This window comes from Actinomycetospora cinnamomea (genome assembly GCF_003096675.1).
GTDB classification, from domain to species: Bacteria; Actinomycetota; Actinomycetes; order Mycobacteriales; family Pseudonocardiaceae; genus Actinomycetospora; species Actinomycetospora cinnamomea.
In genome coordinates, this window is the sequence record NZ_QEKW01000001.1 from 756,547 (window position 1) to 773,636 (window position 17,090).

Below are 17,090 nucleotides of genomic sequence, written 5' to 3' on the forward strand. Positions count from 1 at the left end.
GTCACACCCGGACGGCGTGGACGACGAGGTTGTCGGTGTAGCTGCGCGCCCCCCGGTCGAAGGCTCCCGCGCACGTCACCAGGCGCAGCACGTCGTCCGGGGTCGCGCCGAACACGGCGAAGGTCGGGAAACGGTCCTTGGCCACCTGCTCGGTGCGCGCGACGACGTAGCGCGCCACCTCCCCGCCGGCGACGCCGACCTCGACCACGTCGCCCGGGCGCAGGTCGCGCAGCCGGTAGAACACGGCCGGGCCGGCGCGGGAGTCGACGTGACCGAGCAGCACCGTCGGTCCCCGTGCGCCCGGCACCGGGTCGCCGCGCGCGGGGTCGAACCACCCGACGCGTCCGAAGTCCTGCGGGACCTCGGCCGTGCCGTCGGGTGCGACGCCGAGCGACTGGACCGTGTCCTCGTCGACGCCGATGGCGGGCACGTGCAGCGACACGGGGACCACGCGCCCGTCGGCGGGGAACGTGGGCGGGACCGCGGCCGGTAGCGCCGGAGCCGCCGGTGCGGTGGCTCCGGCGCAGCCCGCGAGGACGATCGCCACGAGGAGGACGAGCGCCCCGGCGCCCGGGGTGCGCGACCCCGGGCGCCGGATCCCGGTGAGCACGCTCAGGAGCGGGCCCCGCGCCGGCGCAGGACCGCCACCCCCGCCCCGAGGGCGGCGAGCGCACCCGCGCCGAGGGCCACCGCGGGACCCGCCTCGACCCGGTCGTCCGCCGTCGCCCCGGCACCGGTCTCGACACCGCCCATCGGCACGGGGGTGAGCTGGCCGCGGACCGCGCCCGCGGTGTACTCGGCGGTGTGGGTGTCGCCGAAGAACGCGGCCGGGTCCTGCTCGATCTCACGCAGGGAGAAGCCGGCGCCCGTGTCCTGGCCGTTCGCCGTCACGCCCGTGGTGAACGGACCCTGGAGGCAGCCGGAGCTCGTGCGCGTCTCGCCGTCACCCTCCGGGTCCGGGAACGCGAGGCGGGGTGGGCCGGACGTCCCCGACCGGGCCTCGTGGATGTGCGTCGCCGTGCGCGCCGGACTCCGGTACTCGCCCGTCACGCCGCGCAGGGTGAGGTCGTAGCAGATGATCTCCTCGTCGCTGTTGATGCGGTAGTTGAACGTGCCGCTCGCGCCCGGTTGGCCCGGCGCGGGCTGGTCCTGCATCCCCACCACCGCGTCCGGGGTCGCCATCACGGTGAACATCGAGGTGAAGGTCGCCGGCTCGTCCACCCCGGTGTCGGCGGCGTACGCGGCGCCCCCGGAGAGCGTGAGCGCTCCGGCGGTCAGGACGGACAGGGCGGCGAGTCTCGGGGCACGGCGCACGGGACCTCCAGGTGGGTGATTCGTCCGCAACGCCCCTCGCTACGGAGACCGGGACGTCCGGCGTTCACGTGACAGCGATCACACACCCCCGGTTCAACGCGACGCCGGTCCGCGCCGTAGTCACGCCCGTGACCCGCGCCGTCCCCCCGCCCGCGCACGTCACGGGGCGATCACGTCGCGGCGGCGAGGATGCGGTCGCGACGGCGCACGGGGGAGATCGGGTGGGCGAGGCAGCAGGGACTGCGCGGGCCCCGGTGGACCTGCGGCGCACCGAGGACCTCGAGGCCGCCTACCGCGCGCACGCGGGCGAGCTCGAACGCTTCGCCACCCGCCAGCTGCGCGATCGCGGCGCCGCCGCCGACGTGGTGCAGGAGGTGTTCGTCCGCGCGTGGCGCCACGCCGAGCGCTACGACGCCGGCGTCGCGAGCCTGCGGGTGTGGCTGTTCACGATCGCCCGCAACGTCGTGGTCGACCACGTGCGCCACGCCCGCAGCCGTCCGGGGACACCCACTCCCCCCGACGACCTGCCGGGGGTGGCCGACCGCGCGGCCCGGGGTGGCCGGTCCGGGGACACGTTCAGCGACGACCTCGTGACCGCCTGGTTCGTCGAGGAGGCGCTCGGCAGGCTCGCCCCCGACCAGCGCGGGGCGATCGTCGAGACGTACGTGCGCGGGAGGCCGTACGCCGAGGTGGCCGCCGAGCAGGCCGTGCCCGTCGGCACCCTCCGCAGCCGGGTCTTCTACGGCCTGCGCAACCTGCGGCAGATCATGGACGACATGGGGGTCCCGCTGTGAGCACGACGCCCGGCGGTGCCGGGCACCCCGACGACGCCGGGCACACGGCGCTGCGCGAGCTGCTCGGCGCGCACGTCCTCGGACAGCTCGACGACACCGAACGTGCCGCGGTGGACGCGCACCTGCACACCTGCCCGTCCTGCCGCGCCGAGCGGGCGGCGCTCGCCCCGCTGGCGGGGCCGCTCGCCCACGTCGACCCGGACCCCGGCCCGGGAACGGCCGACGAGCCGACGACCGCGGGCTTCGCGGCGCTCCTCGACCGCCTGCGGGAGGAGGACCGGGAGGAGGACCGGGCGCAGCGCGGGCCCGCGCCCGCGCGCCCCCTGACGGCACGCCCCCGGCTCGCCGCGCGCCTGGCCATGGTGGCCGCCGCCGTGGCGATCGCCGCCGCGGGGGTCGGGGTCGGGCTGGCCGTGGGCGCGGCGGGCGAGCCGCCCGTCGAGTCCGTGCCCGTGCAGGCGCTCGACCCGGCGATCCGGGCCAGCGCCGGCGCCATCGACCACACGTGGGGCGTGGAGATGGTGCTGACCGCGTCGGGGTTCACCGACGGCGAGGTGTACGAGGTCACCGTGCTCGACCGCACCGGCCGCCCGGTGCCGGCCGGGGCGTTCCTCGGCACCGGTCCGGACGAGATGGTGTGCCACCTGAACTCCTCGGTGCTGCGCGACCAGGCGAGCGGGTTCGTGGTGACGGATGCGGACGGCGACGAGGTGCTGCGCTCACGCTTCACCTGATCCGTGACCCACCGGAGGGCACGGTCGGCGCAGCCCCGACGTCCAGATGTCGCAGGGCCGTCACCGGGGGCCGAATCCGTCCGATGAACCGGTGCAGTGCACGACAGGGGCGCCACCCCGCGGTACGGAGAGCGCTAATCTGGACACCGCTCCCGACGGAAACCGCAGCGACTGATTGAGGCGATCCCTAGTCGTGTCGAGTAGTAGTTCGACCGCGCAGTTCGGACCCAACGAGTGGCTGGTCGACGAGATGTACCAGCGCTACCTCGCCGACCCCGGCTCGGTCGACGCGGCCTGGCACGAGTTCTTCGCCGACTACGCCCCCTCCGACGGTGCCGACGCCGCCGACGGCGCCGGCCAGGGTGGCGGCCAGGGTGCCCCGGCCACGGGCGCCGACGCGTCCACCGGCGCGCCGGCCACGAGCGGTGCCACCGCGCCGCCGGCGCCGACCGATGCCGCGCCCTCCGGGGCGCCGAGCGCCACCGCGTCCACCACAGCGTCCACCACCGAGACGGGCTCCACCGGCTCCTCCACCGCGTCCGCCCCGTCCGGGAGCAACGGCCAGGCCGACGGCGGGTCGAGCAGCGGCACCGGCACGTCGAGCAGCACCTCCACGACCTCCGGCAACGGCAGCGCGCCCACCCGCAGCGGCAGCTCCGGTGGCGGCACCGGCTCCCAGGCCTCGGCCGCGGGCCGGGCGACGTCGTCGCGCACCGGTGAGGACGCACCCGCGAGCAAGCCCGCCGCGGGCACCACGAGCCCGGCGAAGTCGGCGCAGCCCGGCGCGGGCGACGGCACCGCCGAGACGACGAAGCCGCTGCGTGGCGCCGCGAACGCGATCGCGAAGAACATGACCGCGTCGCTGCAGCTGCCGACCGCCACGAGCGTGCGCGCGGTGCCGGCGAAGCTGCTCGCCGACAACCGGATCGTGATCAACAACCACCTGCGGCGGACGCGCGGCGGGAAGGTGTCGTTCACCCACCTGCTGGGCTACGCGATGGTCAAGGCCCTCGCGGACTTCCCGAACATGAACCGCCACTTCGGCGAGGACGACAAGGGCAAGCCCGCCGTCGTCGACCCGGGCCACGTCAACCTCGGCCTGGCGATGGACCTGCAGGGCAAGGACGGCTCGCGCTCGCTGGTGGTCGTGGCCCTCAAGGGCTGCGAGCACATGAGCTTCTCGCAGTTCTGGGCCGCCTACGAGGACATGGTGCGCAAGGCGCGCACGAACAAGCTGACCGCGGAGGACTTCTCCGGCGTCACGATCTCGCTGACCAACCCGGGCACCATCGGCACCAACCACTCGGTGCCGCGCCTGACCGTCGGGCAGGGCACGATCGTCGGCGTCGGCGCGATGGAGTACCCCGCCGAGTTCCAGGGGGCGAGCGAGGAGAAGCTCGCCGAGATGGGCATCAGCAAGATCATCACGCTGACGTCCACGTACGACCACCGGATCATCCAGGGCGCGGAGTCGGGCGACTTCCTGCGCCGGATCCACCACCTCGTGCTCGGCGAGGACGACTTCTACGACGAGATCTTCGCGTCGCTGCGCATCCCGTACGAGCCGATCCGCTGGCGCCAGGACCTGCCGTCGTCGCAGATCGACCGCACCGCCCGGATCATCGAGCTGATCGACGCCTACCGCACGCGCGGCCACCTCATGGCCGACACCGACCCGCTGTCGCACCCCCAGCGCAAGCACCCCGACCTCGACATCGCGTCGCACGGGCTCACGCTGTGGGATCTCGACCGCGAGTTCCCCGTCGACGGGTTCGCGGGCAGCAGCTGCATGAAGCTGCGCGACGTCCTCGGCCGGCTGCGCGACTCGTACTGCCGCACCATCGGCGTCGAGTACATGCACATCCTCGACCCCGAGAAGCGTGCGTGGCTGCAGGAGCGCATCGAGAAGCCGCACGAGAAGGTGCCGGTCGCCGAGCAGAAGTACATCCTCTCCAAGCTCAACGCGGCCGAGGCGTTCGAGGCGTTCCTGCAGACCAAGTACGTCGGGCAGAAGCGGTTCTCGCTCGAGGGCGCCGAGACCGTGATCCCGCTGCTCGACGCCGTGCTCGACACCGCGGCGGCGCACGAGCTGGACGAGGTCGTCATCGGCATGCCCCACCGCGGGCGGCTCAACGTGCTCGCCAACATCGTCGGCAAGCCCGTGTCGCAGATCTTCCGCGAGTTCGAGGGCAACCTCGACCCGGGCCAGGCGCACGGCTCCGGCGACGTGAAGTACCACCTCGGCGCCGAGGGCAAGTTCTTCCGCATGTTCGGCGACGGCGAGACGACGGTGTCGCTGACCAGCAACCCGTCACACCTCGAGGCCGTCAACCCGGTGCTGCAGGGCATCGTGCGCGCCAAGCAGGACATGCTCGACAAGGGCCCCGACGGCTTCACGGTGCTGCCGGTGACCCTGCACGGCGACGCCGCGTTCGCCGGCCAGGGCGTGGTCGCCGAGACGCTGAACCTCGCGCTGCTGCGCGGCTACCGCACCGGCGGCACGGTGCACGTGGTCGTCAACAACCAGGTCGGTTTCACCACGGCGCCCGAGCACACCCGCTCGTCGCAGTACTGCACCGACGTCGCGAAGATGATCGACGCGCCGGTCTTCCACGTGAACGGCGACGACCCCGAGGCCTGTGTCTGGGTGGCCCGGCTGGCGGTGGAGTTCCGCGAGCGCTGGAACTCCGACGTCGTGATCGACATGATCTGCTACCGGCGCCGGGGCCACAACGAGGGCGACGACCCCTCGATGACCCAGCCGGAGATGTACGACGTCATCGACAGCAAGCGCTCGGTGCGCAAGACCTACACCGAGTCGCTGATCGGCCGCGGCGACATCTCGCTCGAGGAGGCCGAGCACGCGCTGCGCGACTACGGCAGCCAGCTCGAGCACGTGTTCAACGAGGTCCGGGAGCTCGAGAAGGCCGACCCCGAGCCCAGCCCCTCGGTGGAGTACGAGCAGGCGGTGCCGAACTCCCTGCAGACCGCGGTGCCGCTCGACGTCATCCAGCGCATCGCCCGCGCGCACACCGAGCTCCCCGAGGGCTTCGCGGTGCACCCGCGGGTCAAGCCGGTGCTCGACCGGCGCGGCAAGGCCGCGGCGACCGACACCGAGGAGGGCATCGACTGGGCCTACGCGGAGCTGCTCGCGTTCGGGTCGCTGCTCATCGACGGCAAGCTCGTGCGCCTGTCCGGCCAGGACTCGCGGCGTGGCACGTTCGTCCAGCGCCACTCCGTGGTCATCGACCGCCACGACGGCGAGGAGTACGTGCCGCTGCGCCACCTGACCGCCGACCAGGGCCGGTTCATGCCCTACGACTCGGCGCTGTCGGAGTTCGCGGCGGTCGGCTTCGAGTACGGCTACTCGGTGGCCAACACCGACGCGCTGGTGCTGTGGGAGGCGCAGTTCGGCGACTTCGTCAACGGCGCCCAGTCGATCATCGACGAGTTCATCTCGTCCGGTGAGGCCAAGTGGGGTCAGACCTCGGACGTCGTGCTGCTGCTGCCGCACGGCCACGAGGGTCAGGGCCCCGACCACACCTCGGGGCGCATCGAGCGGTTCCTGACGCTGTGCGCCGAGGGGTCGATGACGGTCGCGGTGCCGTCGAGCCCGGCGAACTACTTCCACCTGCTGCGCCGCCACGCCACCGACGGCGTGCGCCGCCCGCTCATCGTGTTCACCCCGAAGTCGATGCTGCGGAACAAGGCGGCGGTCAGCCGCGTCGAGGACTTCACCTCGGGCGGCTACCGGCCGATCCTCGACGACCCGGCCTTCGCCGACGGCAGCACCGGTCACAGCACCGACGGGGTCACGCGCCTGCTGCTCTGCGCCGGCAAGATCTACTACGAGCTGGTCGCGGCGCGCGAGAAGGCGGGCCGCACGCACGACACCGCGATCGTGCGCATGGAGCAGCTCTACCCGGTGGCCACCGAGGAGCTGACCGCGGTGCTCGACCGGTACCCGAACGCCGGCGACGTCCGGTGGGTGCAGGAGGAGCCGGCGAACCAGGGCGCCTGGCCGTTCCTGGGCCTGTGGCTGCCGGAGCGGATGAACGGCCGCCTGCCCTCCCTCAAGCGCGTGTCCCGGCGCCGCATGGCCGCCCCGGCGGCCGGTGTGGCCAAGGTGCACGAGGTGGAGCAGAAGGCGCTCATCGCCGAGGCCCTGGCCGACTGATGGGGCAGGACTAGCCGGCCGTGTACTTCACGGACCGCGGGATCGAGGAGCTCGAGGACCGGCGGGGCGAGGAGGAGGTCAGCCTGGCGTGGCTGGCCGACCGCCTCCGCGCCTTCGTCGACGCCCACCCCGAGCACGCCGGCGCGGCCGACCGCTTGGCGACCTTCCTCGCCCGCGACGACGAGGACCTCGACTAGCGCCCCGCCTGTTGCAGCGAACGGGTATCTCGCTGCTTCTATGCGTACGAGATACCCGTTCGCTGCGGGGGCGAGCCGGACGCCGACCCGGTCAGACGGCGTCGAGCCGGTCGGACTCCTCGTACCGCAGCACGGGCAGCAGGGACGGCTCGCCGGTCGCGGGGTCGGCGGCGCAGGCGTCGAGTGCGGAGCGCAGTTCGGCCTCGTCGAGCCCAGCCCCGAGGAACACCAGCCGGACGCCGGCGACGTCGACCGAGCGTGGCGCCGGCCGCACCCGGATCGCCGCCCCGACGGTCTGCACCACGAACGGCGCGGCGCCCGGGAACCGGACCACGCCCTTCGACCTGAACACGCCGGTCGGACCCGCCTCGAGGAACGCGGCGAACCGTGCCGGGTCGAGGGGGGCGTCCCGTTCGACAGCGACGCTCTCCGCCGCACTGTGCGGGTGCTCGTGACCGGGGTCCTCGCGCAGCAGCGCGTCGAACGAGAGCTGGCCCGACCGGGACCGGCGACGGCGGGCCGGCGGGTCGACGAGCAGCGCCGGGTCGAGAGCCCCGCGGACCACTGGGAGCACCGGTCCGGGAGCGATCGACCGCAGGGACGCGAGCAACGGAGTGGGGTCCTCGACGCGGTCGACCTGGTTGAGGACCACGAGGTCGGCGAGGCGGACCGAGCCGTCGTGCTCCGCGCCCACGGCCCCCTCCACGGCCCCCTCCACGGCACTGACCACCACGACGAGCCCGCCGTACGCCGCGTGCCGCGCCTCCCCCGCGATCGCGTCGAGCAGCAGGCGCACGAGCTCGCGGGGCTCGGCGAGGCCGCTGGCCTCCACCACGACGAGATCGAGGCGCGTCCGCGGCGCGGTCAGCTCGGCGAGCAGCGCGGCGAGCCCGTTCGCGTCGGTGGTGCAGCACAGGCAACCGTCGGCCAGCGACGTCACGGCGCTGGCCTGCCCGGCCACGAGCATCGCATCGATCCCGATCGCCCCGAAGTCGTTGACCACGACGCCGATGCGGACACCGTCAGCCTGGCGCAGCAGGTGGTTGACCACCGTCGACTTGCCCGAACCCAGGTGGCCGGCGATCAGCACGACCGGGACGCGACGTGACACGCCGCCCACTCTGACACGCAGCTCGCCGGCCTCGGGCCCCCGGTGCGAACGGGGAGTTCGCGCGCCTAGAAGCAGCGAACAGCGCGTTCGCTGCGAAGGGCAAGGGCAGGGTCAGCCGATGCCGGCCGAGGCGAGCCAGTCGCGGGCGACCGTGGCCGGGTCGGGGCGGTCGGGGCCCGCGAGGCGGCGGTTGAGGTCGGTGAGCGTCGCGGTGTCGAGGCGCGCCGAGATCTGGTTCAGGGTGTCCGGCACGCGGGGGTCGGAGGTCTTGGCGCGGTTGATCAGCGGCACGACGTTCTGGGCGGCGAAGTTCGACCGTGGGTCCTCGAGCACGACGAAGTCGTTCTCGGGGATGGCGGCGTCGGTGGTGAACAGGTCGGCGGCCTGGACGGTGCCGTCGCGCAGGGCGGCCACGGTCAGCGGGCCACCGGCGTCGAGGGCGCGGAACTCGCGGAACGTGCAGTTGTAGTTCCGCTGCAGGCCGGGGATGCCGTAGGGCCGCTCCTGGAACTCCGGCGGCCCGCCGAAGGTGATGGTGGGGCAGAGCGGGGCGAGGTCCTCGATCGACTGCAGGTCGTTCTGCGTCGCGAACGCGCGGGTGACGACGACGGCGTCCTTGTCCTGCGCGGCGCTGGGCTGGAGGAGCTGCAGCTGGGGCGGCAGCGCGGCGGTGAGCTGCTGGTAGACCTGGTCGGGCGCCGTGGCCGTCGCCTGCGGGTTCAGGAACTGCAGCAGGTTGCCGGTGTACTCCGGCACGAGGTCGATCTCGCCGCGCTCGATCGCCGGGTAGTAGGTCTCGCGGCTGCCGATGCCGAAGCGCCGCTCGACGGTGACGCCGCGTATCTCCAGGCCGGTCGCGTAGATCTCGGCGAGCAGCCGGCTCTCGGTGAAGTTGGCCGAGCCGATGCGGACCGTGCCCTGCGCGGAGGGGCCGGCCGGCTGCGTGGCCAGCGGATCGGAGTCGGCGCCGCACCCGGCGAGCAGCGCGCCGACGGCGAGGACGGCCGCGGCCAGCAGGGCGCGTGGGGATCGGATCACGGTCGGGCCTCTCTGGTGGGGACGGGGTCGCTCTCGGGGCGGGCGGGCCGCAGCCGCAGGCGGTCGGGGCCGGGCGTGACGAGGCGCCCGAGGCCCTGGAGGACGAGCTCGACGACGATCGACAGCACCGCGACGACCAGCGCGCCGCCGAGCATCTGAGGGAAGTCGCGCAGGGCGAAGCCGTCGATGATGTAGCGACCGAGGCCGCCGAGCCCGACGTAGGCGGCGATGGTGGCCGTCGCGATCACCTGCAGCGTCGCGAACCGCACGCCGCCGAGCACCAGCGGCACGGCGGCGGGGACCTCGACCTGCAGCAGGATCTGCCGCTCGCGCATGCCCATGCCGCGCGCCGCGTCCACGGCGCCGCCGTCGGCCCCCGCCACGCCGGAGTAGGCACCGGCGAGCATCGGGGGGATCGCGAGCAGCACGAGCGCCAGGGTGGGGGCGAGCAGCCCGAGACCGAGCAGCAGGACGAACAGCACGAGCACACCGAGCTCGGGCAGCGCGCGCAGGCCGTTGGCCACGCCCACGACGGCCAGCCCGCCCCGGCGGGTGTGACCGATGACCGCGCCCAACGGCAGGGCGATCACCGCGGCGATGAGCACGGCCAGGGCCGTGTAGCCGAGGTGCTCGAGCACACGCACCGGGATGCCGTCGTCGCCGCTCCAGCGCCCGGGGGCGCCCAACCACTCCACGAGCCCGCCGAGCACGCCTACACCCCCGCCCGCGACCAGGGCGTGAGCCCGCGACCGAGGCCGAGCCACAGCGCGTCGAACAGGAACGCCAGCGCCACCGAGCCGACGACACCGGCGGCGACCATCAGCGGATAGGCCTGCTCGAAGCCGGAGGTCATCAAGGTGCCCAGAGAGTCGATGCCGACCAGCGCCCCCACCGTGACCAGCGAGAACGACGACACCGACGCGACGCGGACCCCGGCGGTGAGCACCGGGACGGCGAGCGGGAGCTGCACGCCGAGCAGCAGCCCCGCCGGCCGGTAGCCGACCGCGACCGCCGCCGTGGTGACCGTGTCGGGCACCGCGTCGAGGGCCTCGGCGACGCTGCGGACCAGCAGCGCGACCGTGTAGATCGTCAGCGTCAGCCCGACGTTGAGCGGACTGAGGATCGGCGTGCCCAGCACCACCGGGATGACGACGATCAGGGCGAGCGACGGGATGGTGTAGAGCGCGCCGGACAGCGGCACGAGGACCCGGCGCGCGACGGGCGAGCGGTGGGCCCACCAGCCCAGGGGCAGCGCGACGACCAGGCCCAGCAGCACGGGCACCACGGCCAGCAGCACGTGGGCGACGACGAGCTCGTCGATCTCATAGCCGAAGGCCCTCACCGCGCGGGTTCCCGCTCCAGCAGGGCGAGCACGTCGTCGGCGGCGACCCCGCCGCGGTAGCGCCCCTCGGCGTCGACCGCGACCCCGCAGCGCGCCGGCGAGCTGAGCGCGGCGTCGAGGGCGCCGCGCAGCGTGCCGGCGCCCTCCTGCACGCCGTCGCCCGCGTCGGTGGTGTAGACCGAGCCCAGGTCGTGGCGCCCGCCGTCCGGGGCCAGCCAGGCGACCGGACGCTCGGCGCCGTCGAGCAGCACCGTCCACTCCCCCGGCGGGTCGGCGCCCCCGTCGCGGCGCGTGGGCAGGTCGACCAGCGGGAGCGCCCCGGCCTCGACGAAGCCCAGCCGCCGGTACCCGCGGTCGCGCCCGACGAACTCGGTGACGAACCCGTCCGCGGGGTGCGCGAGCAGCTCGGCGGGCGGCGCGAACTGCGCCAGCCGCCCGCCGACGCGCAGCACGGCCACGCGGTCGCCGAGGCGGATGGCCTCGTCGATGTCGTGGGTGACGAACAGGATGGTCTTGCCCAGCTCGGCCTGCAGTCGCAGCAGCTCGTCCTGCAGCTCGACACGCACCACCGGGTCGACCGCCGAGAACGGCTCGTCCATCAGCAGGACCGGCGCGTCGCCGGCCAGCGCGCGGGCGACGCCGACGCGCTGCTGCTGCCCGCCGGAGAGCTGCGCGGGCCAGCGCTGGGCGAGCGCGCCGTCGAGGCCGACCCGCTCGAGCACGGCGGCGGCCCGCGAGCGCGCCTCCCGACGCGACAGGCCCTGCAGCACCGGGACCGTCGCCACGTTGTCGATCACGCGGCGGTGCGGGAAGAGACCGGCCTGCTGGATGACGTAGCCGATGCCCAGGCGCAGCTGCGCCGGGTCGGCGTCGGCGACGTCCCGGCCGTCGAGGTGCACCGACCCCGAGGTCGGCTCCACCATGCGGTTGACCGTGCGCAGCGAGGTGGTCTTGCCGCAGCCCGAGGGCCCGACCAGCGCCGTGATCTCGCCCTCGCGGGCCGTCAGCGACAGCGACTCCAGGCCCACCGTGCCGTCGGCGAAGCGCTTCCCGACGTCCCGGAACTCGATCACGTGCAGGCCCCCGGGCTCCGCCGGCGGCACCGGGTCGGCCACCGAGTCGTCGCGAGGCTAGCCGGACCCCCCGACACCCGCGACCGATCACGGGTGTCTCACCCCGCGGCGCGGTCCTCCGGGATCAACGGGCCGCGGCGCAGCACCTCGGTGAAGGCCTCGGCCGGCATCGCGCGGGCGAACAGCCAGCCCTGGTAGGCGTGCACTCCCAGGTCGCGCAGGACGGCGAACTGGTCGGCGTCCTCGACGCCCTCCGCCACGCACACCTGCCCGATCGCGGCGGTGAGGTCGACGACGGCGCGGGCGACGGCGCGGTCGGACTCGCCGGTCGCGACGCCCCGGACGAAGCCGCGGTCGAGCTTGACGATCTGGGCGGGCAGCCCGGTGAGCCGCGACAGCGACGAGTAGCCGGTGCCGAAGTCGTCGACGGCGAAGCGCACGCCGGCGGCGATGAGCTCGTTCATCTCCCGCAGCGTCTGCGGGGGCAGGTCCGCGAGGCAGGTCTCGACCAGCTCGAGCACCAGGCGGTCCCACGGCAGGCCGGCGTCGGCCACCGCGGCGCGCACCTCGGGCAGGAAGTCCGGGTCGCCGGGCAGCAGACCCGCGAGGTTGACCGCGACCGACGGCGGGACGCCGCCGGGGCCGGCGGACGGCCACGTCGCCGCCTCGCGGACCGCGGCCCGCAGCACCCAGCGGTCGAGGTCGCCGAGCAGGTCGGCGGCCTCGGCCACCGGCAGGAACTTGTCCGGGAAGAGCAGGCCGTGCTCGGGGTGCTGCCAGCGCACCAGCGCCTCGGCGGTCTGCACGCGCCCGTCGGGCCCGACGACGGGCTGGAAGTGCAGCACGAGCTCGTCGTTGACCATCGCCTCGCGCAGCTGGGTCTCCATCCGCAGCGCCTCGTCGGCGCCGCGCATGATCGCCTCGTCGGCCAGCGCGAACCGGCCGTTGCCGCCGCTCTTGGCCTCGAACAGCGCGGCGTCGGCGAAGCGCATGAGGTCCCCGGTGCCGGGGTGGGTCGGCGCGGGCTCGAGGCCGGCGAGCTCGGTGGCGCGCTCCTGGCGCAGCACCTGGGCGACCGGGTCGTCGGTCGGGTCGATCTCGGGACGGGAGGGATCCGACCGCTGCGGGTCCGCCTGCGGGTCGGACGTCGGGGGTCGGGCACCGCTGCGCGGTGTCTCCCCCGCGCCCGCGCCGATGCCGATCGTCGCACCGACCGCGGCCCCGACCGTCGCGGAGATGCGGACGAGCTGCCCGTGCACCGGGATGGCCGTGCGCAGGATGCCGGCCACGGTCGCCGAGAGCGCGTCGAGGCCGCCGTGCAGGTCGACGTCGGCGCAGACCACGACGAACTCGTCGCCTGCGCTGCGGGAGGCCGCGCAGCCCGCGGGCAGGCGCTCGCGCAGCCGCTGCGCCAGCTCGACGAGCAGCTCGTCGCCGGCGTCGTGGCCCAGCGAGTCGTTGACCCGCTTGAAGTTGTCGAGGTCGCAGAACAGGACACCGGTGCGTCGCGCGGTGGGCCCGGCGAGCAGGCGCGAGACCGTGGTGGTGAGCGCCCGGCGGTTGGGCAGGCCGGTGAGCTCGTCGTGCATGGCCTGGTGGCGCAGGCTCGCCTCGACCCGCCGGGCGTCGGTGACGTCCGTGAACACCACGAGGTGGGTCGCGCCGCCGTCGTCGTGCACCGAGACCGACACGTGCAGCTCGCACCACACCGGCGGCACGTCCGCCCCGCCCGCCCCGCGCTCGCGGCGGCGCAGCGCCCGCGGGGAGCACGACCAGCTCACCGACCCCGCCGACCCCGCGGGCCGCGCCAGCAGCGGCGTCACGGGCCCGTTCCCGGCGGCGGCCTCGGCGCCGAGGTCGAGCAGCTCGTCGGCGCGGCGCCCGCGCAGCGCCTCGGGGCCCTGACCGAGCAGCCGGCACAGCGCCTGGTTGGCCTTGATCATGCGCTCGTCGTCGTCGAACAGCGCGATCCCGACCGGGGCGACGGCGAGCAGGTCGGTGAACCGCTGGGTGGAGGCGCGCAGCCGCTCCTCGGCCTGGCGCCGCGCGGTGACGTCGGCGGCCGTGCCGAGCACCGTCCCGGCGCCGCCGTCGACCGCCCGACGGCCCGCGTTGACGTGCAGGATGCGCCCGCTCCCGTCGCCGAGGCGCACCTCGTCGTCGAGCGGGGTGCCGTCGGCCAGCAGGGCCGCCCAGCGCCGCGCCAGCCCGCCGCGGTCCTCGACGTGCACGGCCTCGAGCAGGTCCTCGGGCCGCCGCACGGCCGCCCGGTCGACGCCGAGCAGCTCGGCGAGCACCGGCGAGAGCGACGCGGTGCCCGAGCCGAGGTCGACCTCCCAGTGCCCCAGCCCCGCGACGCGCTCCACGTCGGCGGCGGAGGGCGCCGACGGCGCGACGGGGGCGGCCGGGACAGCGGGCGTCGCGTCCGGGACGAGGACGAGGACGAGGACCGCACCCCCGCCCCGCTCGGGCCACACGACGGCGCGCACCGGCAGCGGAGCCGCCGCGACACGGCGCAGGCGTCCGACGAGCAGACCGTCGGGGCCGGGAGCCGCGTCGGCGAGCAGCTCGCCGACCGGTCGCCCGAGCATGCGGCGCGGGTCGAGGCCGCCGGTCGGGTCGACGAGGCGGGCCACCTGCTCGCGCACGTCGACCAGGCAACCCTGCGCGTCGTGGCGCAGGGACGCGCCGGGGGGCAGCGGGGCGGTCTCGAGAGCGGTCTCGAGAGCGGCGGCGGGGGCGGGGTCGGCGGTGGGCAACGGCGCGCGCGTGCCGGGACGGCGGGGCGCCGTCGTCGCACCGACGACGGCGAGGCCCCGCGAGCCCGGCGCCGGCGCGCTTCTGCTCACGGTCGTCTCCTCGCCCGCGGGGCCGTGCCGTCCCGGGGTGGAACGGGGCGTCCGCGTCTGTCTCAGCAACGAAGAAGACCCGGTCCGGGTCCGGGTGGATCACCCCGTGGAGGGACCTCGCGCGGCGACCGTGGCGTCGGACGCGTTCTGCTGCACGACCCCTCCGGTGGACCTTGAGGCCACCGACCGGTCGTCGCGCCGAAGCGGACGGGGGCCACGACGAACGGCGAGCGGCCCAGCGTCACTCGGCCGATGGGTCGCTCATCGGACCCGGCGTCACCCACCTGCGGCTCACCGCCCTACCGACGGTTGATCACCGCGCCGTGAGCGGTCCGTGCCGCGCCGCGAGCGCTCCGCGACCGCCGTTCCGGTGATCCACCGTGCGCCGGGCGGGCGACACCGGCGCACGTGCGACACGCGCGAACCGGCTTCCCGGCACGCCGGTGCCGCACACCCGGTATGACGGGGGTCACCGGTGCTCGGCCGCCACCTCGGCGACGTGCCGGCGCACGACGCCCTCCTCGGCGGCGGCGCGGGCCACGGCCTCGGCCACCGCGGGTGCGACGCACGGGTCCAGCGCGCTGGGCACGATGTGGTCGCGGCCGAACTCCTCGTCGCCCGCGGCGATGTCGGCGATCGCCTCGGCGGCGGCGAGCTTCATGGCCTCGGTGATGCGCCGCGCCGCGGCGTCGAGCGCCCCGGCGAACACCCCCGGGAAGGCCAGCACGTTGTTGATCTGGTTCGGGTAGTCGCTGCGGCCGGTGGCGACGACCGCGGCGTGCTTGCGCGCGACGGCGGGGTCGATCTCGGGGTCCGGGTTGGACAGCGCGAAGACGATCGCGTCGTCGGCCATCGAGGCGATGACCGCCTCGGGGACCGTCGAGCCGGACAGGCCGAGGAAGACGTCGGCGCCCTCGAGGGCCGTGGCGAGGTCGCCGCGCACCCCGCGGGGGTTGGTCTGCTCGGCGAGGGCGATCTTCTCGACGTTCATGCCCTCGCGGCCCGCGTGGATGACGCCGCGGGAGTCCAGCACCACGACGTCGGAGGCACCGGCCAACATCAGGATCTTCGCGCAGGCCACGCCCGAGGCCCCGGCGCCGCTGACCACCACCCGCAGCGAGGCCAGGTCGCGGTCCAGCACGCGCACGGCGTTGCGCAGCGCGGCGAGCACGACGATCGCCGTGCCGTGCTGGTCGTCGTGCATGACCGGGCAGTCGAGGGCCTCGATCAGCCGGCGCTCGATCTCGAAGCACCGCGGGGCCGCGATGTCCTCGAGGTTGACCGCCCCGAAGCTGGGGCGCAGGTGCACGAGCGTGTCGACGATCTCGTCGACGTCGGTGGTCTCGAGCACCAGCGGGATGGAGTCGAGGTCGGCAAACGCCTTGAAGAGCGCCGACTTGCCCTCCATGACCGGCAGGGACGCCCGCGGCCCGATGTCGCCGAGGCCGAGGACCGCCGTGCCGTCGGAGACGACCGCCACGAGGCGGTGGGTCCAGGTGTACCGGGCGGTGAGGGCCTTGTCGTCGGCGATCGCCCGGCAGACCTTGGCCACCCCGGGGGTGTAGGCGATGGCGAGGTCGCGACGGCCCGCGAGCCCCACGGTGGGCGCCACCGAGAGCTTGCCGGCCTCATGGGCGGCGAACACCTCCTCCTCGGTGATGTCGCGGCCGTCGAGGTGCGGCTGGTTGTCGGTGGTGTCGGTCGAATCGACGGTGGGACCAGCGGGGTCGCTCACGGGGACTCCAAGCGGGGTCGGTGGGTCGCGCGATCCTGGCGTGCGGGTGGGGGCCGTGTCCGGAGGGCACGCGCGTCGTCCGCGTCACCCGTCGTGGCGAGCGGTGCGGGGCGCGGGGCCCGGAGGCGCCCGGCGCGGGGCCGATCGGCCCGCCGGTGGTCCCCGATGCGTGCGGCGCGTTCGCGGCGCCCTCCCGGGCGGGGGTGTTCGCCGACGTGGTGGGCACCCGCTGCATGTTGCGCAGGCCGCCGTGAGCGTAGCCCGCCGCGGGGTCCCGCGCGGGGTGCCGCCCGGCTCAGCGCGCCCGCAGCCGCGCCGGGTGGGGCCACAGGCGCCAGCGCACCGGCCCCAGCGCTTCGGCCGGGCCCAGGGTGCGGGAATCGGTCGAGGCCGCCGGGGCGTCGCCCAGGGCGAACCACCCGTCGTCGAACGCCAGGGCCGCCCGCTTGACCGAGAGCTGCCCGGGACGCGCGGGCCAGCGCACGAGGGCCAGCTCGCCGGGCCGCACCGCCGCCCCCGGGAGGGCGACGACGACGTCGCCGTCGCGCAGGGTCGGCAGCATCGACGAGCCGCGGACGAGCACCCGGCGCGGCCGGCGCCGCCACCGGTCCCGCAGCCGCTCCCGGACCAGCTGTACGACCCGCGTGACCAGCGGCTCCCGGGCCCCGCTCACCGGCGCTCCACGTGTCGCCGCTCCGGCGCAGGGGTACGTTCCCTGACGTCGGA

General features: G+C 74.9%; 14 protein-coding genes. 4 read left to right on the forward strand and 10 right to left on the reverse strand.

What is annotated here, in order from left to right; all coding sequences use genetic code 11:
* Position 1: 1 nt before the first annotated feature.
* Positions 2–610 carry a class F sortase gene (locus tag C8D89_RS03555; RefSeq protein ID WP_243417798.1) on the reverse strand — a complete coding sequence of 203 codons (609 nt, stop codon included), beginning with the start codon at positions 608–610 and terminating at the stop codon, positions 2–4.
* Between the two features lie 2 nt (positions 611–612).
* Positions 613–1,314: a CHRD domain-containing protein gene (locus C8D89_RS03560; protein WP_207787007.1), complete on the reverse strand. Its 702-nt coding sequence runs from the start codon at positions 1,312–1,314 to the stop codon at positions 613–615.
* 221 nt (positions 1,315–1,535) lie between these two features.
* Here C8D89_RS03560 and C8D89_RS03565 point away from each other — a divergent pair, with 221 nt between their 5' ends.
* From C8D89_RS03565 to C8D89_RS29015, 4 genes are all read left to right on the forward strand, one after another.
* A complete protein-coding gene (locus tag C8D89_RS03565; RefSeq protein WP_165825527.1) occupies positions 1,536–2,108 on the forward strand; it encodes a sigma-70 family RNA polymerase sigma factor in 573 nt (190 codons plus the stop codon).
* On the forward strand, positions 2,105–2,842 hold the full coding sequence (locus tag C8D89_RS03570; RefSeq protein ID WP_116706618.1) for a zf-HC2 domain-containing protein: 738 nt from the start codon (positions 2,105–2,107) through the stop codon (positions 2,840–2,842). Before C8D89_RS03565 ends, C8D89_RS03570 begins: the two co-directional genes overlap by 4 nt.
* 193 nt (positions 2,843–3,035) lie before the next feature.
* Positions 3,036–7,019, forward strand: coding sequence for a multifunctional oxoglutarate decarboxylase/oxoglutarate dehydrogenase thiamine pyrophosphate-binding subunit/dihydrolipoyllysine-residue succinyltransferase subunit (locus C8D89_RS03575; RefSeq protein WP_116706619.1), 3,984 nt, complete (start codon positions 3,036–3,038; stop codon positions 7,017–7,019).
* A gap of 20 nt (positions 7,020–7,039) precedes the next feature.
* A complete protein-coding gene (locus C8D89_RS29015; protein ID WP_165825528.1) occupies positions 7,040–7,216 on the forward strand; it encodes a DUF6104 family protein in 177 nt (58 codons plus the stop codon).
* Between the two features lie 91 nt (positions 7,217–7,307).
* Here the strand turns inward: C8D89_RS29015 and C8D89_RS03580 are convergent, their stop codons facing one another.
* The 8 genes from C8D89_RS03580 to C8D89_RS03620 all read right to left on the reverse strand — a co-directional run bounded on the left by C8D89_RS03580 (position 7,308) and on the right by C8D89_RS03620 (position 17,037).
* Positions 7,308–8,327, reverse strand: a complete 1,020-nt coding sequence (locus C8D89_RS03580; protein ID WP_133251805.1) for a CobW family GTP-binding protein — start codon at positions 8,325–8,327, stop codon at positions 7,308–7,310.
* Positions 8,328–8,438: 111 nt separating this feature from the next.
* Positions 8,439–9,365 (reverse strand): ABC transporter substrate-binding protein, encoded by a 927-nt coding sequence (locus C8D89_RS03585; protein WP_116706621.1) that lies wholly within the window; start codon positions 9,363–9,365, stop codon positions 8,439–8,441.
* Entirely contained in the window at positions 9,362–10,075 is a 714-nt protein-coding gene (locus C8D89_RS03590; protein WP_116706622.1) for an ABC transporter permease, read from the reverse strand. The genes C8D89_RS03585 and C8D89_RS03590 overlap by 4 nt, the downstream gene beginning before the upstream one ends.
* A 2-nt stretch (positions 10,076–10,077) precedes the next feature.
* On the reverse strand, positions 10,078–10,707 hold the full coding sequence (locus C8D89_RS03595; RefSeq protein WP_116706623.1) for an ABC transporter permease: 630 nt from the start codon (positions 10,705–10,707) through the stop codon (positions 10,078–10,080).
* Entirely contained in the window at positions 10,704–11,780 is a 1,077-nt protein-coding gene (locus tag C8D89_RS03600; RefSeq protein ID WP_116706922.1) for an ABC transporter ATP-binding protein, read from the reverse strand. The genes C8D89_RS03595 and C8D89_RS03600 overlap by 4 nt, the downstream gene beginning before the upstream one ends.
* Positions 11,781–11,878: 98 nt before the next feature.
* The gene (locus C8D89_RS03605) at positions 11,879–14,629 is read right to left on the reverse strand and encodes a putative bifunctional diguanylate cyclase/phosphodiesterase (RefSeq protein ID WP_116706624.1); all 2,751 of its coding nucleotides are present in this window, start codon (positions 14,627–14,629) and stop codon (positions 11,879–11,881) included.
* A gap of 469 nt (positions 14,630–15,098) precedes the next feature.
* Positions 15,099–16,289, reverse strand: a complete 1,191-nt coding sequence (locus C8D89_RS03610) for an NAD(P)-dependent malic enzyme (protein WP_207787050.1) — start codon at positions 16,287–16,289, stop codon at positions 15,099–15,101.
* Positions 16,290–16,659: 370 nt separating this feature from the next.
* Positions 16,660–17,037, reverse strand: coding sequence for a S24 family peptidase (locus tag C8D89_RS03620; RefSeq protein WP_243417800.1), 378 nt, complete (start codon positions 17,035–17,037; stop codon positions 16,660–16,662).
* Positions 17,038–17,090 lie beyond the last annotated feature (53 nt).